Below are 25,343 nucleotides of genomic sequence, written 5' to 3' on the forward strand. Positions count from 1 at the left end.
CCATTGTTTGAATAATCCGTTTATTAATAATTGAAATAATTATAGCATTATGTAATAATAGGGGTCAATATATACTGCGCCAAGCTGGATAATGGGTTAAAATAAATAATAAAAGTTGAGGGGTTTGCATGGGCTACAAGTCTATCGGAAGGCAGCTGCAGCTGGCGAGGGAACAGGCCGGTTACAGCCAGGAGCAGCTGGCGGCCAAAATTGGCTGCTCCCAGTCCACTCTGTCTAATTATGAAAAGGGAAGACGGCGCATTTACCTGGCCCAACTTGAGAAGATAGCTGAAATATTAAATAAGCCGGTCCAGTTCTTTTTGCAGCCCATTGATCACGAAAATGCAGTCCGGCAGGAGGTGTGCCTGCCGGCAGCCGCGCCAAGTGAAGCAACTGCAGCTGTTCAAGATATTAAAAGCCGGGAACAAAACCTGTTGGCTTTATTCCAATCCCTTTCCCCCGAAGGACAACAATTAATCATGGATTTTGCGTTGTGGCTTAAAAAAAGAGAGGTGGGTGAAAATGGCTGATTTCAATCTTAGCCCCGAGCAGGAGCAATTGCTGGAGGAGTTCCGTGACATTGCCCTGCACAAGATAGCACCGATGGCAGCTGAATTGGATGAGGCGGGGGACGGGCGATTTGATTTCGGTCCGGTCCGGGTGCTGGCGGAGCATAACTTTTTGACGCCCACAATACCATGTGAATACGGTGGGCGTGGCCTGGATTATTTTACCACTTCGCTGCTCCTGGAAGAACTCGCTGCCGCGTGTGCGGGCGTTGCCACCGTGGTTACCGCAAACATCCATGCAGCCAGCCCCATTGTGCTGGCAGGCACCGGGCAGCAGAAAAAAACCTATTTACCCTTGCTTGCTTCCCGCAAAGCCCACCTGGCTGCCCTGGCCCTGACCGAGCCGGAGGCGGGCTCGGATATTGCTTCCATATCCACGCTGGCGGTTAAGAACAACGGTTTTTGGAATATCAGCGGGACAAAGGAATTTGTAATCAACGGCGGGGTTGCCAGTTTTACTACTTTATTTGCCACAACCGGCCCGGACAAAAAACGTTCGGGCATGATTGCCTTTGTCCTGCCGGCCGGTATACCCGGCTTAAAAGAAGGAGCTGTGCGCCATAAGCTGGGCATCCGCTATGTTCGTACAACCCAACTGGTCTTGGACAGGGTGCATGTTCCGGATGAAATGGTGATCGGCAGTCAGGGCAGCGCTTACCTGCTGTTAATGCAGACTTTTGACCGGGGCAGGGCGCTGGCGGGCGCCGTGGGTGTGGGTTTAGCCCGGGCGGCGTATGAGTTTGCGCTGGAATTCAGCAAAAAAAGGCACCAGTTTGGCCGGCCGGTTTTTGACCAGCAGGCTGTTGCCTTTAATTTAGCGGACCTATTGGTCAAAATTGAAGCAGCCCGGTTGCTGGTCTGGAAGGCCTGCTGGCTCATTGACAATGACCTTGACTATACGATGCTTTCATCAATGGCCAAGCTTGCCGGCAGCAGTGTCGCCCAGGAAGCCGCCGCAGCGGCTATGGATATCTGCGGCGGGCGGGGTTATCTCAAAGGATGCCCGGTGGAAAAATATTTGCGCGATGCCAGGGTGATGTCATTAATTGAAGGCACAAACAATATCCAAAAAGCTGTCATAGCTTCTCAGCTGTGAATAAGAGACCGGCTGCGGCCGGTCTCTCGAGTGCGGTTTTGTTCATCCGGGTACCTTAACCGGCCGGGAACCGTACAACAAAGGTGGTGCCGCCGCTGCCGGAGGTTACTTCTATCCTGGCATTGTGGCGGGCGGCTATGCCGTAACATACTGCCATACCCAGTCCCGTGCCCTGTTCTTTGGTGGTGAAGAAGGGGGTGCCCAACTTCTCCATTACTTCGAGTGTCATTCCTTTTCCCTGGTCCCGCACCTCCAGGCACACCTCTTGCCCGGCTGTGTAAGTGCTTATGGTGACCACTCCATTCCGGGGCATGGCCTCCAACCCGTTACGGGCCAGGTTGAGGATTAACTGCCGCAGCTCTTTGGCGTTGAGCATCAAGTCGGGCACATCGGCCAGCCTGGTATCGATATACTTGTCCATGCGCATGGCATCAGCCTGGATTAACGGCAGCAGGGTATTGATAATGTCGTTTAAATTTTGCATTTCCAGCTCTGTCTCCTTGCTTCTGCCCAGGGAGAGAAATTCGGTGATAATGGAGTTGGCCCGGTCCAGTTCTTCGATCATCAGGTCGTAATAGCTCTTATACTGCGAACATTCCTCTTTGCCGGACAACAACTGCAAAAAGCCCCGGATGGTGGTCATGGGATTCCTCACCTCGTGGCTGATGCCCGCAGCCATCTCCCCCACCAGGTTGAGCCGCTCCAGGCGGATCATTTCCTTTTCCAGCAGTTTTTGCGCGGTAACATCGCGGGCCACGGCATAAATCAACCCTTGGGCCGGGTCGTGAACAGCCGTCCATTCCAACCATTTTATCGAACCGTCTTTACAAAGACAACGGTGATTGAATTTTACGGCTGGTTCTCTGGTATTAAGATGATGTGCAAAACCCTTGATTTTCTCCAGATCATCCGGGTGCACAAAATCTGTTATCCGTTTTTCAAGAAGTTCCGCTCCGGTGTATCCAAGTGTCTTTTGAAAGGAGGGATTGATGCGCCTAAAATAGCCTTTGTTGTCCAAAATGCAAAGCATGTCCAGCGACAGGTCAAAAAAGTTGTCCAGTTCTTTTTCCGCCTGCTTGCGGGCGGTAATATCTTCCACCATGCGAATGATGAGAACAGGAACTCCCCGCGGGCTGCGCACGACGGAAGCGGATACCTTCGCCCAGAGCAATTTGCCGTCCTTACGCACGTAGCGCTTTTCCAGCTGGTACCGCTCCCTCTTTTCTGCCAGCAGATCGCGGAAAAGATCCAGATCTTTCTTTATATCATCCGGGTGGGATACCTCGGTGAAGGCCCTGCCCTTCAGCTCTGCGCCGCTGTACCCCAGCATTTTTTGCAGGGCGGGATTACTTTCCAGCACGCGGCCTTCCACATCCAGCACAGCCATGCCAATGATGGCGTGGTTGAAAACAGTACTGTAGCTGACCCTGCTGGTTTGGATTTCAGCTTCCAGCTGTTTGCGCATTTCGGCCCCACGCAGTTCCCGGTTGATGGCCGGTATGAGCCTATCCATATTTCCCTTAAAGATATAGTCATTCGCACCTGCCTTCATTGCCTCCACCGCAATTTCTTCGGAAATCCGGTCGGATAAAATAATAAAAGGCAGATCATAGACCTTTTCCTTGATTTGCTTTAAAGCAGCCAGCCCGTTAAAAGTCGGCAAAGCGTAATTGCAAATGATTAAATCCCATTCCCGGGTTTCCAGCTTTTTGGTCATTGCATGCTCCGTCCATACCTGCTCGTAGACCGGCTCATAGCCGCCACGGCGCAGAACCCGCAGCAGCAACAGCACATCATCTTCAGAATCCTCCACAATTAACACGCGTAGAAGTTTTTTTTCAGCCATAAATCCTACCTCCGCTGCACCCGGTAAGGACCATCCGGTTAAGCCCCGACTGCCGCACCGCCCCGGTAAATTGCTTGAAATCAACGCCACAAACTACGCCTCTTGCAAGATGGTAATGCAGTATCGCGTCCCGGCAATTGACGAACAACGAGCGGTGGATTTCCCCGTTTTCCCGCAGGTCAGCCGCAATTTGCTTGCGCTCAACAAGTGCGCTGTTGAGCATGGCCGGGGTGTGAAAAAGCTGCTTGGCAGCTTCAATAATGTGATGCGGCTGGCGCAAATGGCTAATGGCCAATTGCAGCAATTTACCGGCTGGTACTTGATCCAAAACTCTTCCCCCAATCGATTTGGCATAAGGTAAAATATTTTCAATTTCTCTAATTAGCAAGTAATTTACGACATTTATCACACTGGTTCCTTTTTTTGCATATAACAATATTAAAATGTAACCCATGGGGGGATTGCCCTATTGAAAGCCTGGCGGTCGTAACCGTCAGGCTTTTAAATACTTATTCGGTACATTAACTGTTAAGTGCAGGAGTTGTTAAAAAATTTTTTTCTGGCGGCAATATTCTTCGACTTCCATTAAAGTTTCACCGAACCTCTGGTAGTGCACAACTTCTCTCTCCCTGAGAAACCGCAAAACGTCGTTAACCAGAGGATCATCGGATAATTTTAGAAGGTTTTCATAAACCGCCCTGGCTTTTTGTTCCGCCGCCAGGTTTTCATGCAGGTCGGCCACCGGGTCGCCCGTAGCTGAAACATAGGCGGCCACCCAAGGTACCCCGGCAGCGTTTTCCCAGTATAAAGACCTGCCATGGTCTGCATAGTGGGCGCCAAAATCCGTAGCTTTAATGGCTTCCAGCGGGGCGCCTTCCACCAGCTTATAGACAAGTGTTGCTATAATTTCCATGTGGGCCATCTCTTCGGTTCCAATATCGGTTAAAACGCCCTTGGCCCTGCCGGTAGGCATAGTATAACGCATATTTAAATAACGAAGTGCAGCCGATGATTCTCCTTCCGGCCCGCCATACTGGGTGATGATATATTTGGCCAGGCGCGGGTTGGGAGCACTAACCCTCACCGGATATTGTAATTTTTTTTCATACAACCACATTTTAACAAATCCTTTCCTTAGCTAGTATTTAATTTCCCAGGGCCACGGGCTATCCACCCATTTCCAGTAATTTTGCATGCCGGGCGAATAACCGAAATTAACCAGGGGACCGTAGATGCTTTCATATTTTCTTACACACTGCATTAAGTTCTGGTGGGTGCTGTTGTACATGGCCAGCGCTTGCTGGTCCTCAGGGTGGGTATCCAGATATAAATTCAATTCAACTTCAATAAATGAAAGTTGTTGAATTTCCAATAACATATGAGCCTGGTTGCGATCGGTCATAAAATCACCTCCCAACCTTAGCCGGCCATGGCCTGTATAACTCGGGAAATAGCGTTCCAGTCTCCAAAGCCATAGCCGGGGAATACATTTGTCCGAGCCTTTGAATAGGGATATAAGCCCTGGCAAGCTCTAAAGCCGGTATATTCGGGTTGCCAGGGTAATAGCCCCCATATAGGCCGGTGTTAGGGATATTTTCTGTTTTGGGTTTACCGTCTTGTTGTTGCTTTGGTTGTTCTTTCTCCTTACTCAAAAGACATACCTCCAAAATATGACATTGCTTAAAACATTATATTCATTCATAGTAATTTTGTTCCAATATAAACGTTGTCATTGTAATGTGGGATAAGTGTAATCTGTTCTGTCGGAAATTTGTGAGCTTTACTGAAAAAATTAACAGTGCTTCTTTTATCTTCTTGGGAAAAAATTAAGGAAAATACAAAAAATTATTTTAACATTGAAATCCGAGAGGGGAATTAATATGACCGGGCATAAACGTTTTTTTATAGCAGGTGTTTTATTGTGCTTTTTGCTTGCTGTATGTTTATACAACTCTGTTCAACAGAATAAATCTGTCCAAGCCATAAGTGGTGTGCGCGGCAAGACCGTTGTTATTGATCCGGGGCATGGGGGAAAAGATCCGGGGTGTACGGCGGGAAAAATAGTGGAAAAGGATATCACTCTTAAAGTGGCTCAGGACCTTGCCCGGATGCTAAAACTTGAAGGGGCTGACGTCAGGCTGACCCGTCAAGGTGATTACGAGCCTGGCCGGTTGTTTTTCTTTAATCGAAAAAATGAATTAAATGAGAGAGTTGCCTTGGCAGTAAAAAACAACGCAGATGTATTTATAAGCTTGCATATTAATGCATCGCCCAAGAGCAGCAAGTTCGGGGCAGTAGTCTTTTATAATGATACCAATACCCCTGCCGAGAGCTTGGCCCAAAACATCCAGCAGGAATTAAGACGCATACCTTCAATGGTGAAAAGGACAAGTCATGCCAGGAATTACTATGTGCTAACGCACCTGAAAATACCTGCCGCAGTGGTTGAAATGGGATACTTATCCAATAATAGTGACTGTAAGCAACTGCAAAATACTGGTTATCGAAAAAAAATTGCCCGTTCTATATGCACAGGCATAATTAAATATTTTAATAGTACCAGCCCGGTGAGTACCGGCGGGGATGTGCCGCAAAATAACGCCGGGCGGACGTATGCAAACAGGCCCGGGGCATACTTTTTACCGAAAAAACCAAACAAATTGCTTATGCTTTCCGAGGAAGTTGAAGCAGTAGATGGAATTGGGGGAGAGCAGAGCCTGGTGGAAAAAGCCCGGCTGTCATTAAAAAGACTGGCAGAAGGGCCCAGGAACACTGCGGAATTAAGCTCATGTATACCCCGGGGTGTTGGCATACAGGATGTTTTGGTCTCAGGTTCTCAGGCTAGAGTAGACCTTAAAATAAATGATGCAAATCTAAGCCAAATAGGCAGTGAAGGGGAATGGATCGCTCTTAGCTCAATTGCTTACACTCTTTTTGAGCTGCCGCAACTGCAAAGTGTAAAATTTACTGTAAACGGCAAAGAGAGCAGCACCCTTGCCAGGCATATGGATATCAGCAAGCCGATGGACCGCGACAAAATGTCAATTACCAGGGTGGCGGGCGGCTTAATGGAAGGCAAAAAGGCCAAGGTGGCCATTGTCATCGATGATTGGGGATCCAGCGATGTTCATGGCGTTAAGGAAATGATGGAAATTGACAGGCCGTTAACTTTTGCGATAATGCCTAATTTAGAGCACACAAGACGTGAAGCTATCCAGGCAGCCCAAAGGGGATATGAAGTAATCGTGCATCTGCCCATGCAGCCTTTTAAAGGTAAAGCCAGCTGGCTGGGGCCGGGTGCTATAACTTCGAATATGTCCCCGGCGGAAATACGCAGGCAGGTAATTAAGGATTTTAACCAGGTGCCTTACGCCACCGGTTTTAACAATCATACCGGGTCGTTGATTACGTCCAGAGAAGATTTGATTACTCCGGTACTGGAAGTGGCTAAAGATATGGGTTTCATGGTGCTGGACAGCAAAACTTCGGACGAGTCCAAGATGATTAAAGTTGCCCAAAGTATGGGAATCGCATGTGCGCAAAGGGACGTATTCCTGGACAATATCAAAGACGTTGCTGCAATCAAAAAGCAGCTCAACATTTTGGCGGAAAAAGCGTTGGCCCAAGGTAGCGCTGTCGGCATTGGGCATGTAGGGAGCGGTGGAGACAAGACGGCCCGGGCCATTGGGGAAATGATACCCGTCTTGGAGGCGCGGGGCATTGAATTTGTTTACCTTTCTGAACTGGTGCAATAATATCCAATACATTTTACCAGTGGTGATAATTCACACAGACGGCAGTGCTACCGGGGCTTTTTGTTTTTTCCTTGTTATGGCCTACCTGGCAACAAATATTTCAGATGTGAATAGTATATTTGAAAATATTACCACGAGGGGTTGTTAATTATGGATTATTATACCGTATCACCACCTGGCGGCCACCAGTTACCACCACTACCTTATCCCTATAATGCTCTTGAGCCGGTAATCAGTAGCGCAATGTTAACCTATCATCACGACAACCACCATAAAGCTTACGTTGAAGGATTAAATAAGGCTGAATTAGAATTAGTAGGCGCGCGGCAAAAGAAAGATTTTTCTCTGGTAAAACATTGGGAGCGGGAACTGGCTTTTAATGGTTCCGGCCACATTTTACACAGCATCTACTGGACGATAATGACCGGTATTGGCCAGGGTGGGCAGCCCGGCGCCCACACGCAGGCTAATATTAATTGGTATTTTGGTGGTTTTTCAAATTTTAAGGACCAATTCACAGCCGCTGCTGAAAAGGTTGAAGCATCCGGCTGGGCGGTGCTGATTTGGCAGCCGGCCTGGCGGCGCATGGAGATTCTAACTGCCGAAAAGCACCAAAATCTAACCCAGTGGGGTGGCATACCTATCATGGTGCTGGATGTGTGGGAGCATGCCTATTACCTGGATTACCAGTACCGGCGTGGGGATTATGTAAAAGCCTGGTGGCAATTAGTTAACTGGTTCGAGGTAGAAAAAAAATTATTATGGGCAATGCAGGCGCAAATGCCATTAAACATGTGAATTACCAGAAAGTCTATAATTAGTTGTGTTCCGGCCGGAATAGTGGTGAAAGCTATATAAGCTAATAACTAAGAAAATGCTTGAGTAAAAATAACGGGATATTCAATATACATAAAGAGATAATAACCAAAGAAAGAGTTTTAATATAACTGGCATAAGGGTGATGCAGCATTGAAACCGGCCAAAAAAAAATATATAGTTACCACTGTTCTGTTGCTGGGAACGGCGCTGGCCGTATGGTCTCTGGTTGAATCCTTTCCTTTGGACCAGAGGCCGGGTATGGTACGCGAGGTAAATACCTTCCCGCTTAATGAACCATGTTATTTGGTAGCGGATAAAAGCCAACTTTCAGAGAAAAATAAACCGGAGCAGGGCGCATATGACGTATATAAACAGTTTAAAGGTATGGACAGACCATATAGCGGCCCCTTGCCCTGGGAAAGAAACGTCGCGTTTCGGGATGCCCTCGAGAAACATAAAACACCAGTTTTAATGGCCGCATATAAAGCTACCCTACCGGATCCCATTAAAGCTGAAGGGTATAATATAGGTCTGGCTGCCCAGCAACTGGCCGGAAAAGTGGTGCAGCCCGGGGAGGTTTTTTCTCAAAACGCGGCTATCGGCCCCTATACAGAGTACCGCGGGTACCAGGCCGGGCCGACGTATGCGGGTAACCAACTTGTTACCACAGTGGGCGGCGGGGTGTGCAAAATTGCCAGTATGCTATATAACTTGGCCACTTTCTGTGACCTCAAAATAATTATGCGCAGCAGCCACAGCATGACTGTGCCATATGTGCCACCGGGACAGGATGCCACGGTATATTACGGGGTTAAAGATTTGCGATTTTTGAATAACACGGATGGCCCAATATTAATTTGGTCTGAAAAGGTGAATGACACTCTTTACATGGCCTTCTACGGACAGCAAAAGCCGCCCAAAGTGACCTGGCATCATGAAGTTAAAAAATGTACTAAATACTGGACGCAATACCGCTATAACTCTTCACTTCCCCCCGGTTCGGAAAAAATAATAATGCCCGGTCAAAACGGCTATGTGGTGAGATCCTGGGTTACCGTGGAAACTCCGGACGGTAAAATTGTTAAAAAAGATAAGGGAACAAGTTGGTATAGTGCAAGCCCCTGCATTATAGAGCGCGGGCCGGACCAGGCCGGATATCGCCCGTGAAAAGCATAAGATAAAAGCAAGGACCTCCCACCTGCCGGGACGGTCCTTGTAACGTGCTTTATGCAGGGCCAGTTTTTCAATTAAAAATTTCACTTAATACCAGGACTTGTTTCTTGACAGAAACAAGTAAAAATATTATCATATACATTGCACAATTTTATTGCCGGCGTGGCTCAGTGGTAGAGCAGCGCATTCGTAATGCGCGGGTCGCCGGTTCAAATCCGGCCGCCGGCTCCACTAATACCAAGGCCTCTGGGTGGTTCCCCGGAGGCCTTGTTTGTTAATTATTAATCTTTTACTAAACTAAGGCAGCTTTTTTAATACCTGCTTTTATTAGGGGATGCATTTTGAATTTATTGCCGGCATTTGGAAATTAAACAGTTGGCCTTCGCTTTCTTAATAAGAGCTTTATCTGACCCTATATAAAGGGTATTTTTTATTTTTGAGTTCTTAATACTTGTATCCAGTATTTTATGCTACGCGTATTTTGATTAAAATGTCGAAGTTGGTTCTTAACAATCAACTAAAAAAAAGAAAAAAACCGCGTATTTTGAAGGCGGTAATATTGTAAATATTATTTAATCCTTAGTACTTTTTGGGGTAGTTCCTTTTTTACAGTATCATTATAAATTTCCTCTATATCACTTAATGCCAGTAAAACAATCTCCAGGCCGGTAACGATCTGCTGCAAGTTGTTCTTTGCCCACCTTGGATGGTCTATTTCTAAAGTTAATTCAGCATTATCCCGAATTATTGAAACCAGGTTTTTTATCGCAAACATCAAACTTTGTTCAGTATTATCCGACATGTTAAAAACCTCCTGATGCTCTTTTAAAAAATATACGGGAGATTTATTAATAATCTATTAATAAAATATGTAAAATATTATAAATTTTGGCATATATATAAAACATATTTTCGCCCCTTAGTTTCAGTATAAACCGGTGAGCATTAAACAAAATTTACTTTTTATTCTCCAACCGTATCTCTTGCCATCTATCTTTGGCTTTTTTAACAATGTAAGGATACTCCTGTTTTGATGGGTGATTGATTATCATACCGAACCAGTTAATTGCCTTACTTGCATCACCTGCTCTAATATTTAATTCGCCGATTAAATAAATAATATTTAGCTCTTCTTTAATACTTTTAAATCCTTCATTTTTATAAGCGTGGTCAAAATATTCCAATGCACGGGTTAGGCAATAAGATTCTTCTTTTTGCATATTCTTATGCCTGTATAAACAACCAAGGCGGAGAAACAGGTAGCCGATAACGGAACTTTTATTTTCCGCCATAGTTTGGCAGGCAATGGCCAGGCGGTAAGCGTTGATGGCTTGGTTAATGGAGCGTGTTCCTGAAAAATCCTGGTTTAATTTAATATTATTCAGCTTGTTTTTGATTATTTCTGTTTTTTCGCTATCCAATTTGAGATTATCATCTAAGGTAAAAGCATAGCCGCAATGCGTGCAGACAATAACGTAATAATAGGAAGGGTTGATGAGGCGGTAATACCCGCACATATCACCATCCGTTTTTTCCAATTGCACATACCTTGATTTAACTGCGGTATATTCAGTTTCTTGTCGGCAAAGAGGGCACACTTTTTTTGCAGTATAAGTATGCTCACTGAAATTTTTATTAACAGGTGGCGTTTTGTCTGTAGTTTCTTGCTTTTGATATTCAATAGCTCCGGAAGGGTCGGGAAGATGCGGCTCACTGGCTTTAACAGTTTTCTCTGCTTCATAATTTTTTCCAGCTTCTTTTGCTATTAACAAGTCATTGGTTTGCCGCAGCTTGACGCTGATTGATTCCAATAATTTAACTGCAACAGAAGGGGCCCTCAGCAGCAAAGGAATAAAATCCCTTCGTTTAATAATAAACAAAATGCTGTCTTCTGCCGTTACCGCGCTGGCTGACCTTGGCAGTCCGTCAAGCAGTGCCATTTCTCCAAAAACCTCACCGGATAACGCTTTTTTCAAGACAAGTTGTTGGCCGTTAACCATATTTTTATATATATTTACCTGGCCGTGGATAATAACGAAGGCCTCGTCTCCACTTTGGCCATCTTCAAATATAACTGTATTCTTTTTTATCTGAGATATGCCGCCTGCAACCGTTATTTGATGTAGGAAATCCTCGTGAACACCCTTAAACAAAGCTATTCTGGATAAACCTTTGATTATTATATCTTGAAAAGATTCAGGGACTTTGATTGTTATTCACCCCTTTAAACAGGTAACAGATTTTAATTAGTTATTTAAAAAAATTTCAACAAGTTCTCTTTAAGACCTTTTCAACATTAACAAAAAAAAACCCCTTTCGGGGATCTGGGAGAGGAGATAACGACATTGCCTATTATCTTACAACAAGAACCGGGCAGGGTGCATGACGAACGACACGTCTGCTTACGCTTCCCATAATAAAACCGCTTAATGCTCCAAGACCGCGGCTGCCGATAACAATCAGGTCATATTGCTCATCCTTGGCTTTCATGCATATTTCAGTTGATGGGTCTCCTACTTTCATTTCAGTATCAGCCTGGACATTAAATTCTATAATATCACTTTTGGCTTTATCCAGTGTCTGTAAGCCATCTTTCATAATTTCATCAATTAATTTCTGTTCGAAAACGCTGTTTCTTATTGCTGCGGGTAGTGGTGACACAACATGTAACAAGGTTACCGCTGATTCAAATTTTAAAGCAATTTCTGCGGCATGCTTAACTGCTTTTTGCGCTATATCAGAGCCGTCCACTGCCACTAGAATTCTTTTGTACAAAACTTTTCAACTCCTTTGTGTTAAATTTCATTATCACTAATTAATTAAATTATAATAAAATGTGAAAGTGAAGTCAATCACAAATAGGGAAAATTTTTTGGTTTTTTTTAGATATATAGCACTACGGTTTTTTAAAAAGACAGGCATAAAAGCAAGTAAAACCCCTCTAATGAAAAGATGAATTACAGGCTATAATATGCCAGCCCGATCACATTGGGACCGACGTGAGTGCCGATAACAGGGCCGAATTCAGAGCTAATGATGTTATCATTGTCAATCTTTTGACTAATTTTTTGTTCAAGAATAGAAAGAGAAGTGCTGTCGTTGCCGTGGATTAATGAATAATGAAAATGGCCATTGGATTTATCAAATCCTTCAGTCAATAATGAATAGCTCACCCGATGTAAGCTTCTCGTAAAATTGTTTAGTCTGGATGTCAACTCCGTCACGATAAACCTGGGCTCCAAAGATAACCTTCAAAGGGATCACATAAATGCCCAAGTATTATGCAACATCTGCTGTTAAGTCAGTTGTGCTGTCTGTAACTATTCTGATTTTGCAACTTTTATCACCTTACCTAAAACGTTCTTTGTCCTAATATTAATTAGCATTTAAAAATTTTCCTTGATTCACCGGTACTGCTTTATTGGTTCATTAGTCTCAGGCAATAAATCTTTTTGCCGTTTTAGCCAACTAAGATTGTAAAAGTTGGAAAAATGAAAATTAAAACTAAAATATGTAGATGCTGTGTCATCTTGGGTTTAATTTGAATAGTTTGTTATTGCGTTAGCCATTTGGGGTTAACACAAAAAAATGAGAGGAGGTATTATTGCATGGCATACGGCGCAGGATGCGGCGGTACTACGACTTTCTTCCCCAGCTTCATTATTTTCTTGATTCTGATTCTGCTGGTATTCGGCACAGGCTTCTGGGGCTTTGGCAGTGGAGCATACGAGAAGTAGTTGATCGTCTAATTGGAGTGTAGGGCTGCTTATGTTGCAGTCCTACACTTGTTTATGGCATATTTCAAACGCCCTTAACAAAGGGGCGTTTTGCCGTTTACCATTTTATTTTTATTTTATCCGTTATAAAAGTTATTTTAAGGGTATTAATAACATTGATGTTAATATAAAAAATGTTTTGGAGGGATAAATGATGACAGTATCCACGCAGGTTAAGCAAACCCTGGCTGCCTTGAAGAGTGCGCAGGCAAATTTGGAAAACTTCGCCATGCAAACGCAGAACCAGCAGGCCAAGAATTTGTATTCCAGTGCGGCAAAGCAAACTCAAACCATTATTGACAGCCTGGAGCCGAGAGTCTCTGAATTAGAAAGCGAAGAGCCACAATACAAAGGAATTTAGCATTAATAGCCGGATCTTATTGATCCGGTTTTCTCACAGTATATAATTGTTATTTTATATGCAAAATACTACAGGAAGCAGGTGATTTATTATGACCATCAGCGGGCAGGTTAAACAGACTGTAGCAAGTTTAAATGGAATCCAGGCCACTTTAGATGCAATTATTTCAATTGAACAAAACAAAAAAGAAAGGCAGTTGCTGGAACAGAATAGGGCCAAAATAGAAAGTGTAATTAAAAATTTGGAAAAAAGGATTAGTAAATTAGAGTTTGAAGAACCGCAATATAAAGGTTTTTAGACCAAATTAGGGGTTGTAAATAGATGCCAGAATGGTTGTTGATATTATTTAGATCTGCCGGCTTATTCATTATCGCGTTAATTCTTACACGTTTACTTGGCAAAAGGCAAACATCACGCTTAACATTTTTTGATTTAATAACCGGTATTGTTATTGGGGTTATTGTAGCCACAATCTCATTGGGTTTGGTCAATTTAACTTATGGGCTGGTTGCACTGGTAATTTGGACAGCGTTTCCAGCATTAATCTATCTTCTGTCAATTAAATCTAAAATAGTCAGAGATATTATACAAGGAAAAGAAACCGTCCTCATCAACCACGGAAAAGTTCTGGAAGATAAGTTGATGGAAGCCCTGTACACACCGGAGGATCTTCTGAGCCAATTGCGCAAGAAAGATGTTTTTAATTTTGCCGATGTGGAGTTTGCGGTTTTGGAGCCAACCGGAGATGTCAGTGTTTTGCTAAAGAAAGATAGCCAGCCGCTGACACCAAAAACAATTGATTTAAAAGTTGGCCGGGAGAGCGTGCCGCAAACGGTAATGATGGATGGGGTGATCATGGATGAACCACTGGCTGCAATGGGTCTGAACAGGGGATGGCTGCACACTGAGCTGGAGAAAGCCGGTGTGGCGCCGGAAAATGTTTTTATTGCCCAGGTGGATTCCGCCGGGCAGTTATATTTGGATCTTTTTGATGATGCCATTCAGGTGCCTAAACCTAAGACTAAAGACTTGCTTTTGGCGACTCTAAAAAAATGCCAGGCGGACTGCGAGTTATACGCGCTGGGTACTAAAAGCCCGGAAGCAAAGAAAATGTACGGGCAATCTTCTCAAATACTGGCGGAAGTTATTGCTGACTTGGAACCTTATATGAAAAGATAGGGGTGGAATTGTGTCCAATAAGGAAAAGAAGAAGTTAACGCCGGTTCAGCAGCAGTATCAGTCCTTTTCCAAAGCGAGGGAACCACAGAGGCCGGTGCTGTTTAACTGCGTCAAGGCTTTTTTAGTGGGCGGGGCTATCTGCGCTCTGGGTCAGGGGGTTTCGGATTTCTTTATTTGGAACTTTGATTTTACGGAAAAAACTGTTGGCAACCCCACTGTGGCAGTAATGATATTACTATCGGTTATTTTAACGTCATTAGGCGTTTATGATCATATTGCCCAGTTTGCCGGTGCGGGTACAGCGATACCCGTAACCGGATTTGCCAATTCCATGGCTTCAGCAGCAATCGAGCACAGAAGTGAGGGGTTTGTGCTGGGGGTTGGCGGAAACATGTTTAAACTGGCGGGCTCGGTAATTGTTTTCGGGGTTTTTGCCGCGTTTTTAGTTGCCTTGATTAAAACAACACTAACTTTATTAGGGGGATCCTAAAGTTGCTTCAAGGTCACCAAACATGGGTGTTCAACAACAAGCCCACCATTCTTTCAACGGCTGCAGTGGGAGGCCCTTATGAAGCAGATGGCCCTTTGGCGGATGATTTCGATCTTCTCCATGCCGATCTGTGGATGGGCCAGGATAGTTACGAAAAAGCGGAAAGAAAAATGGTGGAAGAAGCTTGTGAGATAGCCATCCGCAAGGCCGGAAAACAAAAACAAGATATTCAGTTCTTTTTATGCGGAGACCTGTTAAACCAGATTATTTCCAGTAGCTTTGCCGCAAGAACACTGGCTGTTCCCTTTCTTGGCCTGTACGGGGCCTGCTCCAGTTCTATGGAAAGCCTTGCCCTGGGTTCTTTAATTGTGGACAGCAAAGCAGGAAACAACGTAATTTGCGGCGCCGTCAGCCATAATGCAGCGGTTGAGAAACAATTCCGGTATCCCACGGAATATGGCGCCCAAAAACCGCCAACGGCACAGTGGACTGTTACCGGGGCCGGTATGGCGCTGCTCTGCGATAAAGGGGACGGGCCCAAGGTTACTTCCGCCACCATAGGTAAAATAGTTGACATGGGGATAAGCGACCCCTACAACATGGGAGGGGCGATGGCCCCAGCTGCGGTGGACACAATTACAGCCCATTTTAGGGATTTGCGCATTTCAGCAAAGGATTATGATTTAATTGCAACGGGGGATTTGGGCCGTGTCGGTCATAATATTGCCGCGGATTTATTTAAAAAACATGATATAGATGTACCTGATGGTATATTTACAGATTGCGGACTAATGATTTATAAAGAAGATCAGCCCAATGTTTTTGCCGGAGGTAGCGGGTGCGGCTGCTCCGCCACGGTTACATTTGGGCACATTGTCAACAGGATGAAAAAAAGGGAGCTTAATAAAGTATTAATTGTTGCCACCGGGGCGTTATTATCCCCGCTGTCATACCAGCAAAAGGAAAGTATACCCTGCATTGCCCATGCAGTTTCTATTGAGAATGTATGATTTTCCAAGTACATCCTTTGGGGAGTGGTTTTGTGGAAGCTTATTTTTGGGCCTTTGTGGTGGGTGGGCTTATCTGTGTAGTTGGACAGTTATTGCTTGATGTGGGCAAATTAACCCCGGCCCATACGGTAAGCACTCTGGTTGTTGTGGGAGCCGTACTTGCCGGGTTTGATTTATATGAGCCCCTGATAGATTTTGCCGGTGCCGGGGCTACAGTTCCCATCACCAGTTTTGGGAATTCCCTCGTGCATGGCGCGATGGCTGAAGCAGAAAGAACGGGTATTGTTGGTATCCTCACCGGGATATTTGAAGTAACCAGTGCGGGCATTTCTGCGGCAATTATCTTTTCTTTTTTGGCTGCATTGTTATTCAAGCCTAAAGGCTAAACAAAGGTTTGAACAAAGGATGGTTAGGTTGAAAGACTTGTATTCTATGTAGAGCCACAAGTAGAGATATAAGGGCATAACAAAAAAAGCCCCTAAAAAGGGACTTTGAAAAGTAGTAATGTAATCAAAATCGATAATCAAGTAGTAGCAGGAAGAGTGATTTTCGCACCTAAACTTTCAAGCAATTGGATAGCTTGTTCAGGAGTAAATTGTAATGATGGCTTTGTCTTTGAAACAGTTGCAATTTGATACCTCGTATGGTCGAACGGCTCGGTTTTTAAAAGCATGTGGTAAATGCAATTCAGCATCATGTGAGCAATAGCAACGATTGCTTTTTGGTGACCACGACGGCGCTTGACTTTTTCGAACCTCACCCGAAAATAGGGGCAGGCGTTACTTTTTATGGCGGCATGGACACATTGGAATTAGTAATGGCTTGATATACACGCCTGCACGGCTTACACGTACAGATTTCTTTTTTCCTGCACTTTCATTGTTCTGGGTGTCAAGCCTGCCCATGAGCAAAGATGGCGTGAGGACTGAAACACTGACATATCCGTTCCGATTTCGCCGATGATGGCAATGGCGGTATAAATATCCTTGATGCCTGGAATGGTCAGGATTAAACTAATTTGTTGCTGATATGGTTCAACCAGTTTCAATACTGCCGACTGAATTTCCGCCTTATGCTTGTCAATATTTTGGAAATGCGAAAGACAAACCGCTATTTTTCGGCTTGAGGTTTTGTGAGATTTCCGTTAATGGATTTGGTGATATCCCCTGCATTTTTCTTCATGCTGCCATGAAGCATAGGGATAACGTCAAAATCCTTATCCTTCGGATTTTTAAGAATGTGGTTGATTATACGCATAGAGCTTTTGCCGAAAGTGTCAGATACCACACTGGAGAGCATGATGTTGGATACCGTTAAGGAGTTTTGAATACGGTTTTTCTCACTGGATTTAAAATTGGTCAGTTTCACACGATAGCGCATCAAATCCCTGATTTGACGAATGGGTAGTGGGGGAATAAAGCTGTTCGGAACCAATCCATGTTTGTGCAAGTCGCAAAGCCAGATAGAATCTTTTTTGTCGGTTTTTTTACCTCGAATACCTTTGACATACTTTGGATTGGCCACACATACGTTACACTCGGTTTCCAGGATGTTGAAAACCGGAATCCAGTATTTACCGGTTGATTCCATGCAAACTTCTCGGCAGCTATGCTGTTTGAGCCAATCCCGCAACGCCGGCAAATCTACGGTAAAAGTAGAAAACTGTGTAGAGAAAGGAATGGATTTTAAAATGAAAAAATTTGCATTTGCGATGATTATATTACTGCTTTTATTAAATACCGGCTGTTCCGCGCTGACCGGGCCGGAAAAGAAACCCCGGACAGAAAAAGCTAAGAGCAGCCCTGCAGAGCAAGTACAAGTTGATCCTGAAGCAGCCGGGCGATTCAAGCAGATAGCCCAAAAGGTGAAGGGCGTGGATGAAGCTACCGCTGTGGTTATTAACAAGGATATATCAGTTGCTTTAAAGGTTAGCGGGTTTGACAGGCTGCGCTTAAAACAAATTAGAGAAGAAGTACATGATAAAATAACAGCAACTGCGGTTAAGGACAGTCAGGTGCATGTAACTACCGATAAAAAGCTTTTTTCGGAAATTCAGAAGCTGGAGCAGCAAATTAAAGTAAGTGCGGAAAATAAAGAATTTAATAAAGAAATGGTAAGGATCAAAAGCAAGTTAAGCAAAATTAACGAGGACATGCAGGGATAAAATTTTGCGGAGGCGAAAAATTACGCCTCCGTATCTTGTTCTGGGGATAAGCTGTCAATAAATTGGTAGTAAGGCATAAAACCTGAATTTATGGTTACTTCGTTTAGATAAAAAGTTGGGTCACTGGTATTCTCTTTATCGTAATCTTTCAAGCTTATCACCTCGATTATAGATATACCTTTATTCCTGATTATTTATTCAAAAAAAGAAAACTAAATAGAAAAATCAGGGCGGATATGTTCTGCCCTGATGTTAAACATGTTTGTTTAATTAAATTTATCTCCTAAAGCAGTCCCTGCAATAAACCGGCTTATCACCGTTTGGTTTAAAAGGAACTGTGGTTTCTTTGCCGCAGTTAGAACAAACTGCGGGAAACATCTCGCGCTGTTGACGATAGTTGCCGCCACCGCCGAAGCCGCCTTGACGGTTGTTCTTTCTGGCTGCACGGCACTGCGGGCAACGACTCGGGTCGTTGGTAAAGCCTTTTTCTGCAAAGAATTCTTGTTCAGATGCTGAAAAGACAAAATCAGCACCACAATCACGGCAGTTTAAAGTACGGTCTTGAAACATTAAAAATCTCCTCCTAAAAGTGTTTTATCCATTGGCTGAAGGAAACGCTGACCCGCCCTAAACCAATGAAAAACCACAAGGGGAGAATGCATTAACCTAACCATGGAATTTAATTAACTTTACCACGTTAAGCGCGCGCTGTCAAAGTTATAACCGGAAAAATATTTTTTAACAGTAAATCCCGGTGTTTTGGGTTTATTTTCCAGATATTTTTCATAAATCAAGCGGGCTAATTATTCCCTTTTCCAACAACCATTTTGTAGGGACCTGAAAATAAGGGTGTGATTTACCTTTATTTATTTTGTTCTGGGGTTCCCAGTGCAGATCAGAACCGGTAGTTTGAATTATGAATTTATCATTATAACGCGATTCAGCATTGAGATAATCTGAAGTAGGAAAAATCCCTTCACTGGCGTTGTTCATCTCAATCCCGTCAATTTCATTGAATACCTCTGGATTTGATCTGATCTCCTGAGGATATTTAACTGGATGGGCTAAAATGGCAACACCACCTTGATGATGAATTTCTTTAACGGCCTGGCTTAACCCAAGCTGACCTGTAGAAAGGTTACTTTTGATATTTAGTGCCAGTAGATGAACCCTTTGGGTATAGCCCCATACGTTTAATTCGGCGCCTGGTATTACAATCAAAGGCAGCTTTTCCCTGCGGGCCTGTTCTTTGGCCCACTGTCCGGATAAAACAGTATTATGGTCGGTACAGGCTATAATTTCCAGCCCGGTTTCAGCCATTGCTTTTAGAAAACCAATAATACTTTCCTTATCATCATCAGTAAGCTCTTTTGGCGGATTTGGGTAATATCGATCGCCCAGCGGGTGACTGTGAAAGTCGGCTTTTAAAAAAGACTTAAGCATAGCACTCCTCTTGTTTAGAATAATTCCACTTTAATTATATCAATAATAACTGATTATTAGGAACTAATACCTGGTTATTAATGTCTAATATATTAAGAAAAGAATTTTTATGGCATTTGATTAGATAAATGTATTATTATATTTTTGTGAAGAGTGTCATGCTTTTACTTACAGGGTCTAAATTTTTTTAAGGGAGGTGTGTATGGCTTAGCTGATGAGTTTTATACATGCGCAACATTTAAAAGGAATATTTTTAAAAAAAATTATTAAGAAGGTGTTTTTTTGAAAAAAAAGTTTTTTGTTGGGATAGCGTTGATATTTTTGATGTTTTCTACAGCCCTGCCTGCTTTTGCCAGTCAAGCACTGAAACTGCGGGTAAATGATGATGTGGTGCCATCACCCGGTATAACCATGGTTAACGGTTCAAGCATGATTCCCGTGGATACATACGCCCGTTTTGCGGGTGCTGATGTTAAATGGGATTCTGCTAGCGACTTTACTATTAAAGAGAACGACACGACCATGCAGTTTACAGTTGGGAAAAAGGAAGCTATGCTGGCGGATAAGCCGGTGACGCTGACTGTTCAACCAGTAAAAACGGGGGATACTGTTTTAATTCCTGTCCGTTCTGTATGTGAAGCCTTTGGTTTTCAGGTTGGTTGGGTAAATGATCAGTCGACGACTACACTAAGCCGCAGTGAGACCAGAGATGGTATGACAGTTTATGATGTGCTGGCAAAGTCTACAGCTGCAGGACAGAAATTTAATACGTATTCCGTGGACGGACTGTTTAACATTAACATGAACGTAACAGCGGACGGGAAAGTAGATAAACAAACTCCCCAAAACGTTACATCAAAATTAACCGGCCAAATGCAAAATAAACCATTCCAGGTTTATATGAAGCAAACAGTGACCCCCGTGGACGGTGATAATGCCCAACCAATGGATGTTGAAACTTACATGACCCGGGAAAAAATGTACATTAAAGTGCCGGGCCAGGGATGGCTCGTACAGGATATGCCCTTTTCTCCTGAGTTTTGGAAGCAGCAGCAAGACATCCAGTCCGACCCATTGAAGGTTGTCGAACAGATGAAGGAAATGGGTATATTGTTAAACTTTGGTAACGATGTAGCAGTAAACGATCAAGAATACTATGTAGTAAATGCTACTCTAGACATGGCCAAATTTAAAGAAGGTTTGCAAAAAATTATCCAGCAGGCGACGCAAGCTATGCCACAAGACACAGCCAATACTGCTGATATGCAGCAGCAAATGCAGAAACTCTTCGAGAACGCCAAGATGGATTATGACTATTCGGTGCTGATCAATAAGAAAACTTTTATCACCGATATCGTTAATTTTGATGCGCGATTAGAAATGTTAATGAATAACCCTGCGTCGGCTGGGGATAACCAGCCTAAACAGGTTAAAATGGACATGAAATATAATGGAACAATTAACATCACCAAACTTGGCGGACCCTTCACCGCCCCTGATGTTAGTGCTGCCGTAGAGATGAAAATGCCTCAACCAATAACACCAGGTAATTAACGGGTCAATATAGAACATTTAAAAAGCAAGGGTGTTGTTTAAATTAACAAACCCTTGCTTTTGTTTTTACTGACGCCCGTATATGGTATAATACTTCATAAAATTATTCGGGAGTATTTTTATATGAATTTAAATAAGCTAGAGGGTAGAACCGTCAGGGAAATAGAAGGAGAACATTTAAACGGTGGAATGAATTATAGGATGCTGTTTGCTCTTGGTGCTGGAGCAATATTTGTATTATTAATGTTTTTAATAGGGTGGCAGATTAACTTAAAAATAGCTAATCTAAGGGTTGAAAATAATAACCTTGTTGCAGAGAATACTGCACTTAAGGAAGAGGTCAGTGAACTTAAAACTCAATTGGCCGGTATCAAAATGGCGGAAAAATTATTGCCGCAAGATACCCAGCCAAAAGGAACAATTCAAAATGAGTATATTTATTACGAAATCAGACCTAAAGATACTTTTGGGGATATTTCAAATAAATATTACGGGGTGCCTATTTATGGTCCCGCGCTGGCTAAATTCAACGGGTTAAGTGTCAAAACCATGCTGCAGGTTGGCCAAGTTATCAAAGTACCAATCAAACCGGATAAATTAAAGAAGTAGCTGTTGTTTTCGGCAGGCTTTTAAAATCTGGGTAAAAGATACCCGGGTTTTTTTGTTTGTACATATCCCATTAATTAACAAATATGCTAATGTTTGAATAAGGTGTTACGGAAGGGGGTTCTCTGATGAATAAGATTGTTATTGATCCCGGTCATGGTGGTTCTGACCCGGGTGCTGTTTATAAAGGTTATTACGAGAAAAATTTTACCCTTGAAATAGCACAATCTGCAGTTGATTTTTTGGAAAAGATATATGATGCAGAAATTTATCTGACTAGAAAAGCTGATGAATCATCTGGCTTATCAGAGAGGTCAGTTTTTGCAAATAATCTTAAAGCAGATTTATTTGTGTCCATCCACATTAATGCGGGCGGAGGAACTGGCTTTGAAAGTTACATTTATACCAACGCCGGTTCAAAAACCAAGGCAATACAAAACAAAATTCATGATTTTTTATCCCAATTCTATAAATCTCAAGGCTTTTCGGATAGAGGAGAAAAAAAAGCTAACTTTTCAGTACTCAGGAACACTAAGATGCCTGCAGTATTGCTTGAAAATTTATTTATAGACAATCCCAAAGATTTGGCTCAGCTCCTGCGCCCGGGTTTTATCCAATCGCTAGGGGTTATAATTGGAGAAGGAATTGCCAAAGCGGCAGATTTAACTCCAAAGTCCATAACTGCGCCAGATCAACAGCCAAAGCCCGACCCGTCACCCCCGGCTCCTGCTCCCACCTGGAAGCCGGAAGAGGAAATAGAACGTTTAAAGAATGAAGGGTTAATTGCTAATAAGCATTCACCAAATGATTTGGTAAACTGGGGCGAATTTGCGGCAGTAATTAACCGGTTGCTGGGGAAGATATCCAATAGGTAAAGCCATAAAAGACTTTCTCCAAGGTTCATTTTTCCAGCTATCCATCCTTGGCTGTACAGTTTGCATTAAAGCTATTAGTCTTTTTTTAATACATAAATAGTCCGGTTCTTTTAGAAACCGTGTAGAACGATGACCTTCCAATTATTGAAGACGATACCTTTGGCGAACTAGGCTATGTGAAAATTCACATAGCCTTAGGGTTGTTTTACCCGCTTGTTGAAGAGTGATGCATTTAAATTTTGTTTTACAATGCGGTTAATTGATTACCATCCTGGCGTCCAGGGCGATGCACTCTTCCGGCTTTACCAGCAAGGGGTTGATGTCCACTTCGGTAATCTCAGGCCGGCTGCAAAGTAATTCGCCCAGCTTTACGATGCATTGGGCTAAAGCTTCAATATTGCCTGGTTTTTTGCTCCGGGCGCCGGAAATAATTTTGTATGATTTGGTTTCTTTAATCATTTCAACGGCTTCCTTGTGGGTAACTGGGACTATTCGGAACACCACGTCCCGCATAATCTCTGCATAAATACCGCCCATTCCATAAACCAGCACCGGCCCGAACTGCGGATCCCTTTTACCACCCAGGATAACTTCTGTGCCTTCGCTTTCAGATTTCTGGAGTAGAATGCCTTCAACCCTGGCTCCAGGCGCTTTTATTCTGATAGCTTCCATCATTTCCCGGTATGCCTGGATTAATTCAGCTTCAGACTTAATATCCAGCTTCACGCCACCGGCATCGGATTTGTGAGTTATGTCCGGAGAAGAAATTTTCAGCACAACCGGATAACCGATTTCGCCCCCCAGTTTTAGCGCCTCGTCTACCGAACTGGCCAGCCTGCGATTAACAACCGGTATTCCGCAGTTTTCAATGATATCCAATGCCTTTTCATTTAGTGTGATGGGAGCACTACCGGCTGTACAGGGTTTTAGATTAACGATACCGGCTGGCGTTAATGTTACTGTTTCATATTTTTTATTTTTAATCATGTTATGGTACTTGTAAAGCTCTGACAGACAATACATTGCGTCCTCAGGGGACCCGCCCGGTCTCGTTAAATTTTGCAGCGTATTTTTGCTTGTGGGGGCCGAAAAACCACATTGCTGTTGGCTTGTCCGGGTGTCTTGCTGCTGTTTCATTGATTGTGTCTACTATATTAAGCGGGTCTTCAGCCGGGTCAAGGTAGGCCGGTGTAATGCATAAAACTGCGTCTACCCCTTGATCGGCCAGTACACCGTCCAGAGCCAGGGAAACTATTTTATGATATCCCTTGGCCATTCCCGCAGGCCAAATATCAGCGGGATTTCCGGCCCTCATCCATTCAGGGAAAACTTCCTCCAGCAAGGCAATCGTTTCGGGTGCGTAACCGGCGGTTTCCAGTCCATACTTGCAGCAGGCGTCCACTGCCATGATTCCTGCGCCGCCGCTGATGGTTATTACGCCGATTCTTTTGCCAGCCATGTTATGGTAAGTCCATAGAGTTCGATTTAAATTTGCCAGGCGGGAAGCTTCCGTTACCCTGATAACGCCACTTTGGTTAAAAGCTGCAGAAAAAACTTCGTCCTCACCTGCCAGCGATCCGCTATGGGAGCTGGCGGCACGGGACCCTTCCTCGCTGCTGCCGGTTTTCAGAGCCAGCACAGGTTTTAAGGGGGTGATTTTACGGGCCGCCTCCATGAACCGGCGCCCGTCCTGCAAGCCCTCTATATGTAAATTAATTACTTTTATCAAGGGGTTTTGGGCCATGTATTCCATGCATTCGGCAAACCCGACGTCCGAGGTGTTGCCGATATCAACGCCTATTCCTATGCCGCCGGTAAAGTCTTTGGCCGCTGCCAGAAAGATTCCGGACTGGCAGATAAATCCCACGGGGTTGGTGCTGGTGGTAAACTCCAAGAAAGCGGATTTAAAGTTAATAAAATTATTGATCACACCCAAGGTGTTTGGTCCCACCACTTTTGTTGCGGTACCTTTTACGGCCTCAACAATTTCGTTATGCATCCGCTGGCCCGCTTCGTCATCCGCGTCTGAAAAGCCCTGAGTAATAACTATTACTGCAGGGATGCCTTTTTCGACACACTGTCTGACCACTTCGGGGACGGCTGAACGCGGTGTTGAAATAATGGCCAGGTCAATGGGGTGGCTGATTTCTTTTACCGAGCGGTAAGCCGGGACACCAAGGATGCTGCCGCCCCGGGGATTAACGGGATATATTGTACCGCGGTAACCGCTGTTCAATATTTGTTCCAGCACGTTAAAAGTTCCCGGCCCGGTACGGGATGAAACTCCAACCAGCGCTACTGACTGCGGGTTAAAAAAAGATTCAAGACTGGTGTTATCTGTCGGTTCTTCCGCACTTTTGGTGCTAATTAGCAATGTTTATCCGCAAAGGGAAACAAGTTTTTTCGGATTTATAAAGCAAGGAGAACCCGTTTGCGAAGTAAATCAAACTTTGCCCTGCCAAACATTAAGCGTTTAATTAGTTTTAAACGATTATTGATTCCTTCTACAGGCCCTTGGCTCCATGACTCAGTCAAGCCAGCAAAGATAGCAGCATAATCTTTATTTAGAGAAACGGCAAAACTCTTGAGTTCAGGAATCCCGCTTTTATGTACGGCATTCAACCATG

General features: G+C 43.9%; 34 protein-coding genes, 1 tRNA gene and 1 pseudogene. 17 read left to right on the plus strand and 19 right to left on the minus strand.

Annotated elements, in window-relative coordinates:
• Positions 1-128: 128 nt before the first annotated feature.
• Both H569_RS21400 and H569_RS0112735 read left to right on the plus strand, forming a co-directional pair.
• Positions 129-530, plus strand: coding sequence for a helix-turn-helix domain-containing protein (locus tag H569_RS21400; RefSeq protein ID WP_051273640.1), 402 nt, complete (start codon positions 129-131; stop codon positions 528-530).
• Positions 523-1,665 carry an acyl-CoA dehydrogenase family protein gene (locus H569_RS0112735; protein ID WP_027365312.1) on the plus strand — a complete coding sequence of 381 codons (1,143 nt, stop codon included), beginning with the start codon at positions 523-525 and terminating at the stop codon, positions 1,663-1,665. Before H569_RS21400 ends, H569_RS0112735 begins: the two co-directional genes overlap by 8 nt.
• A gap of 55 nt (positions 1,666-1,720) precedes the next feature.
• Here the strand turns inward: H569_RS0112735 and H569_RS21405 are convergent, their stop codons facing one another.
• The 5 genes from H569_RS21405 to H569_RS20315 all read right to left on the minus strand — a co-directional run bounded on the left by H569_RS21405 (position 1,721) and on the right by H569_RS20315 (position 5,163).
• The gene (locus H569_RS21405) at positions 1,721-3,511 is read right to left on the minus strand and encodes a hybrid sensor histidine kinase/response regulator (RefSeq protein WP_051273641.1); all 1,791 of its coding nucleotides are present in this window, start codon (positions 3,509-3,511) and stop codon (positions 1,721-1,723) included.
• Positions 3,504-3,839: a hypothetical protein gene (locus tag H569_RS0112745; RefSeq protein WP_157833533.1), complete on the minus strand. Its 336-nt coding sequence runs from the start codon at positions 3,837-3,839 to the stop codon at positions 3,504-3,506. The genes H569_RS21405 and H569_RS0112745 overlap by 8 nt, the downstream gene beginning before the upstream one ends.
• 216 nt (positions 3,840-4,055) lie before the next feature.
• A complete protein-coding gene (locus H569_RS0112750; protein ID WP_027365314.1) occupies positions 4,056-4,628 on the minus strand; it encodes a manganese catalase family protein in 573 nt (190 codons plus the stop codon).
• A 21-nt stretch (positions 4,629-4,649) separates the two neighbouring features.
• Positions 4,650-4,913 carry a spore coat protein CotJB gene (locus H569_RS0112755; RefSeq protein ID WP_027365315.1) on the minus strand — a complete coding sequence of 88 codons (264 nt, stop codon included), beginning with the start codon at positions 4,911-4,913 and terminating at the stop codon, positions 4,650-4,652.
• Positions 4,914-4,917: 4 nt separating this feature from the next.
• A complete protein-coding gene (locus H569_RS20315) occupies positions 4,918-5,163 on the minus strand; it encodes a spore coat associated protein CotJA (RefSeq protein WP_051273642.1) in 246 nt (81 codons plus the stop codon).
• Positions 5,164-5,391: 228 nt separating this feature from the next.
• Between H569_RS20315 and H569_RS21410 the strand changes: the two genes are divergently transcribed.
• The 4 genes from H569_RS21410 (at position 5,392) to H569_RS0112785 (ending at position 9,489) form a co-directional block, all read left to right on the plus strand.
• Complete coding sequence (locus H569_RS21410; protein ID WP_051273643.1) at positions 5,392-7,266, plus strand: divergent polysaccharide deacetylase family protein; 1,875 nt, start codon at positions 5,392-5,394, stop codon at positions 7,264-7,266.
• 150 nt (positions 7,267-7,416) lie between these two features.
• A complete protein-coding gene (locus H569_RS0112775; protein ID WP_027365317.1) occupies positions 7,417-8,064 on the plus strand; it encodes a superoxide dismutase in 648 nt (215 codons plus the stop codon).
• A gap of 171 nt (positions 8,065-8,235) precedes the next feature.
• Positions 8,236-9,252 (plus strand): VanW family protein, encoded by a 1,017-nt coding sequence (locus H569_RS0112780; protein WP_238492550.1) that lies wholly within the window; start codon positions 8,236-8,238, stop codon positions 9,250-9,252.
• 162 nt (positions 9,253-9,414) lie between these two features.
• A tRNA-Thr gene (locus tag H569_RS0112785) sits at positions 9,415-9,489 on the plus strand.
• Positions 9,490-9,826: 337 nt separating this feature from the next.
• Here the strand turns inward: H569_RS0112785 and H569_RS0112790 are convergent.
• From H569_RS0112790 to H569_RS23660, 6 genes and pseudogenes are all read right to left on the minus strand, one after another.
• Positions 9,827-10,060, minus strand: coding sequence for a hypothetical protein (locus tag H569_RS0112790; RefSeq protein WP_027365319.1), 234 nt, complete (start codon positions 10,058-10,060; stop codon positions 9,827-9,829).
• A 154-nt stretch (positions 10,061-10,214) separates the two neighbouring features.
• Complete coding sequence (locus H569_RS21415; protein WP_238492551.1) at positions 10,215-11,030, minus strand: DUF2225 domain-containing protein; 816 nt, start codon at positions 11,028-11,030, stop codon at positions 10,215-10,217.
• Positions 11,031-11,111: 81 nt separating this feature from the next.
• A pseudogene (locus tag H569_RS23655) lies at positions 11,112-11,411 on the minus strand (cyclic nucleotide-binding domain-containing protein); the annotation flags it as partial.
• A 199-nt stretch (positions 11,412-11,610) separates the two neighbouring features.
• The gene (locus H569_RS0112805) at positions 11,611-12,033 is read right to left on the minus strand and encodes a universal stress protein (protein WP_027365320.1); all 423 of its coding nucleotides are present in this window, start codon (positions 12,031-12,033) and stop codon (positions 11,611-11,613) included.
• Between the two features lie 182 nt (positions 12,034-12,215).
• Positions 12,216-12,416, minus strand: coding sequence for a DegV family protein (locus H569_RS0112815; protein ID WP_027365321.1), 201 nt, complete (start codon positions 12,414-12,416; stop codon positions 12,216-12,218).
• Positions 12,409-12,522: a hypothetical protein gene (locus tag H569_RS23660; RefSeq protein ID WP_407638087.1), complete on the minus strand. Its 114-nt coding sequence runs from the start codon at positions 12,520-12,522 to the stop codon at positions 12,409-12,411. Before H569_RS23660 ends, H569_RS0112815 begins: the two co-directional genes overlap by 8 nt.
• A gap of 344 nt (positions 12,523-12,866) precedes the next feature.
• Between H569_RS23660 and H569_RS23380 the strand changes: the two genes are divergently transcribed.
• From H569_RS23380 to spoVAE, 7 genes are all read left to right on the plus strand, one after another.
• Positions 12,867-12,995, plus strand: a complete 129-nt coding sequence (locus tag H569_RS23380; protein ID WP_257720113.1) for a hypothetical protein — start codon at positions 12,867-12,869, stop codon at positions 12,993-12,995.
• Positions 12,996-13,188: 193 nt separating this feature from the next.
• A complete protein-coding gene (locus H569_RS0112830) occupies positions 13,189-13,395 on the plus strand; it encodes a DUF1657 domain-containing protein (RefSeq protein WP_027365322.1) in 207 nt (68 codons plus the stop codon).
• Between the two features lie 91 nt (positions 13,396-13,486).
• The gene (locus H569_RS0112835) at positions 13,487-13,693 is read left to right on the plus strand and encodes a DUF1657 domain-containing protein (protein ID WP_027365323.1); all 207 of its coding nucleotides are present in this window, start codon (positions 13,487-13,489) and stop codon (positions 13,691-13,693) included.
• A gap of 23 nt (positions 13,694-13,716) precedes the next feature.
• The gene (locus tag H569_RS0112840; protein ID WP_027365324.1) at positions 13,717-14,574 is read left to right on the plus strand and encodes a DUF421 domain-containing protein; all 858 of its coding nucleotides are present in this window, start codon (positions 13,717-13,719) and stop codon (positions 14,572-14,574) included.
• A gap of 10 nt (positions 14,575-14,584) precedes the next feature.
• Entirely contained in the window at positions 14,585-15,064 is a 480-nt protein-coding gene (gene spoVAC / locus H569_RS0112845; protein WP_027365325.1) for a stage V sporulation protein AC, read from the plus strand.
• A gap of 2 nt (positions 15,065-15,066) precedes the next feature.
• The gene (gene spoVAD / locus H569_RS0112850; protein ID WP_027365326.1) at positions 15,067-16,074 is read left to right on the plus strand and encodes a stage V sporulation protein AD; all 1,008 of its coding nucleotides are present in this window, start codon (positions 15,067-15,069) and stop codon (positions 16,072-16,074) included.
• Positions 16,075-16,106: 32 nt separating this feature from the next.
• Positions 16,107-16,460 (plus strand): stage V sporulation protein AE, encoded by a 354-nt coding sequence (spoVAE, locus tag H569_RS0112855; protein WP_027365327.1) that lies wholly within the window; start codon positions 16,107-16,109, stop codon positions 16,458-16,460.
• 458 nt (positions 16,461-16,918) lie between these two features.
• Here the strand turns inward: spoVAE and H569_RS23170 are convergent, their stop codons facing one another.
• A complete protein-coding gene (locus tag H569_RS23170; RefSeq protein ID WP_238492552.1) occupies positions 16,919-17,122 on the minus strand; it encodes an IS110 family transposase in 204 nt (67 codons plus the stop codon).
• Between the two features lie 62 nt (positions 17,123-17,184).
• Positions 17,185-17,715, minus strand: a complete 531-nt coding sequence (locus H569_RS23175) for an IS110 family transposase (RefSeq protein ID WP_309294789.1) — start codon at positions 17,713-17,715, stop codon at positions 17,185-17,187.
• Between H569_RS23175 and H569_RS21890 the strand changes: the two genes are divergently transcribed.
• Positions 17,690-18,238 (plus strand): YhcN/YlaJ family sporulation lipoprotein, encoded by a 549-nt coding sequence (locus H569_RS21890; RefSeq protein ID WP_238492554.1) that lies wholly within the window; start codon positions 17,690-17,692, stop codon positions 18,236-18,238. The genes H569_RS23175 and H569_RS21890 overlap by 26 nt on opposite strands.
• 20 nt (positions 18,239-18,258) lie before the next feature.
• On the opposite strand, the gene H569_RS23385 is transcribed toward H569_RS21890, so the two are convergent.
• The 3 genes from H569_RS23385 to H569_RS0112885 all read right to left on the minus strand — a co-directional run bounded on the left by H569_RS23385 (position 18,259) and on the right by H569_RS0112885 (position 19,681).
• Positions 18,259-18,390, minus strand: a complete 132-nt coding sequence (locus tag H569_RS23385; RefSeq protein ID WP_257720114.1) for a hypothetical protein — start codon at positions 18,388-18,390, stop codon at positions 18,259-18,261.
• A gap of 124 nt (positions 18,391-18,514) precedes the next feature.
• Positions 18,515-18,808, minus strand: coding sequence for a zinc-ribbon domain containing protein (locus H569_RS0112875; RefSeq protein WP_027365329.1), 294 nt, complete (start codon positions 18,806-18,808; stop codon positions 18,515-18,517).
• A 213-nt stretch (positions 18,809-19,021) separates the two neighbouring features.
• The gene (locus H569_RS0112885; protein ID WP_027365330.1) at positions 19,022-19,681 is read right to left on the minus strand and encodes a PHP domain-containing protein; all 660 of its coding nucleotides are present in this window, start codon (positions 19,679-19,681) and stop codon (positions 19,022-19,024) included.
• Between the two features lie 282 nt (positions 19,682-19,963).
• On the opposite strand from H569_RS0112885, the gene H569_RS0112890 reads away from it, so the two are divergent.
• The 3 genes from H569_RS0112890 (at position 19,964) to H569_RS0112900 (ending at position 22,716) form a co-directional block, all read left to right on the plus strand.
• Positions 19,964-21,235 (plus strand): copper amine oxidase N-terminal domain-containing protein, encoded by a 1,272-nt coding sequence (locus tag H569_RS0112890; protein WP_027365331.1) that lies wholly within the window; start codon positions 19,964-19,966, stop codon positions 21,233-21,235.
• Between the two features lie 123 nt (positions 21,236-21,358).
• Positions 21,359-21,844 carry a LysM peptidoglycan-binding domain-containing protein gene (locus H569_RS0112895; RefSeq protein ID WP_027365332.1) on the plus strand — a complete coding sequence of 162 codons (486 nt, stop codon included), beginning with the start codon at positions 21,359-21,361 and terminating at the stop codon, positions 21,842-21,844.
• A gap of 125 nt (positions 21,845-21,969) precedes the next feature.
• On the plus strand, positions 21,970-22,716 hold the full coding sequence (locus H569_RS0112900) for an N-acetylmuramoyl-L-alanine amidase (RefSeq protein ID WP_027365333.1): 747 nt from the start codon (positions 21,970-21,972) through the stop codon (positions 22,714-22,716).
• A 255-nt stretch (positions 22,717-22,971) separates the two neighbouring features.
• Here the strand turns inward: H569_RS0112900 and H569_RS23180 are convergent, their stop codons facing one another.
• From H569_RS23180 to H569_RS0112915, 3 genes are all read right to left on the minus strand, one after another.
• Entirely contained in the window at positions 22,972-23,739 is a 768-nt protein-coding gene (locus tag H569_RS23180) for an acetate--CoA ligase family protein (RefSeq protein ID WP_238492555.1), read from the minus strand.
• A 7-nt stretch (positions 23,740-23,746) separates the two neighbouring features.
• Complete coding sequence (locus tag H569_RS23185) at positions 23,747-25,090, minus strand: acetate--CoA ligase family protein (RefSeq protein ID WP_238492556.1); 1,344 nt, start codon at positions 25,088-25,090, stop codon at positions 23,747-23,749.
• A gap of 35 nt (positions 25,091-25,125) precedes the next feature.
• Positions 25,126-25,343, minus strand: a 218-nt coding sequence (locus tag H569_RS0112915) for a transposase (RefSeq protein ID WP_027365335.1), incomplete at its 5' end; no start/stop codon positions are given.

Source organism: Desulfotruncus alcoholivorax DSM 16058 (genome assembly GCF_000430885.1).
Taxonomy (GTDB): Bacteria; Bacillota; Desulfotomaculia; order Desulfotomaculales; family Desulfallaceae; genus Desulfotruncus; species Desulfotruncus alcoholivorax.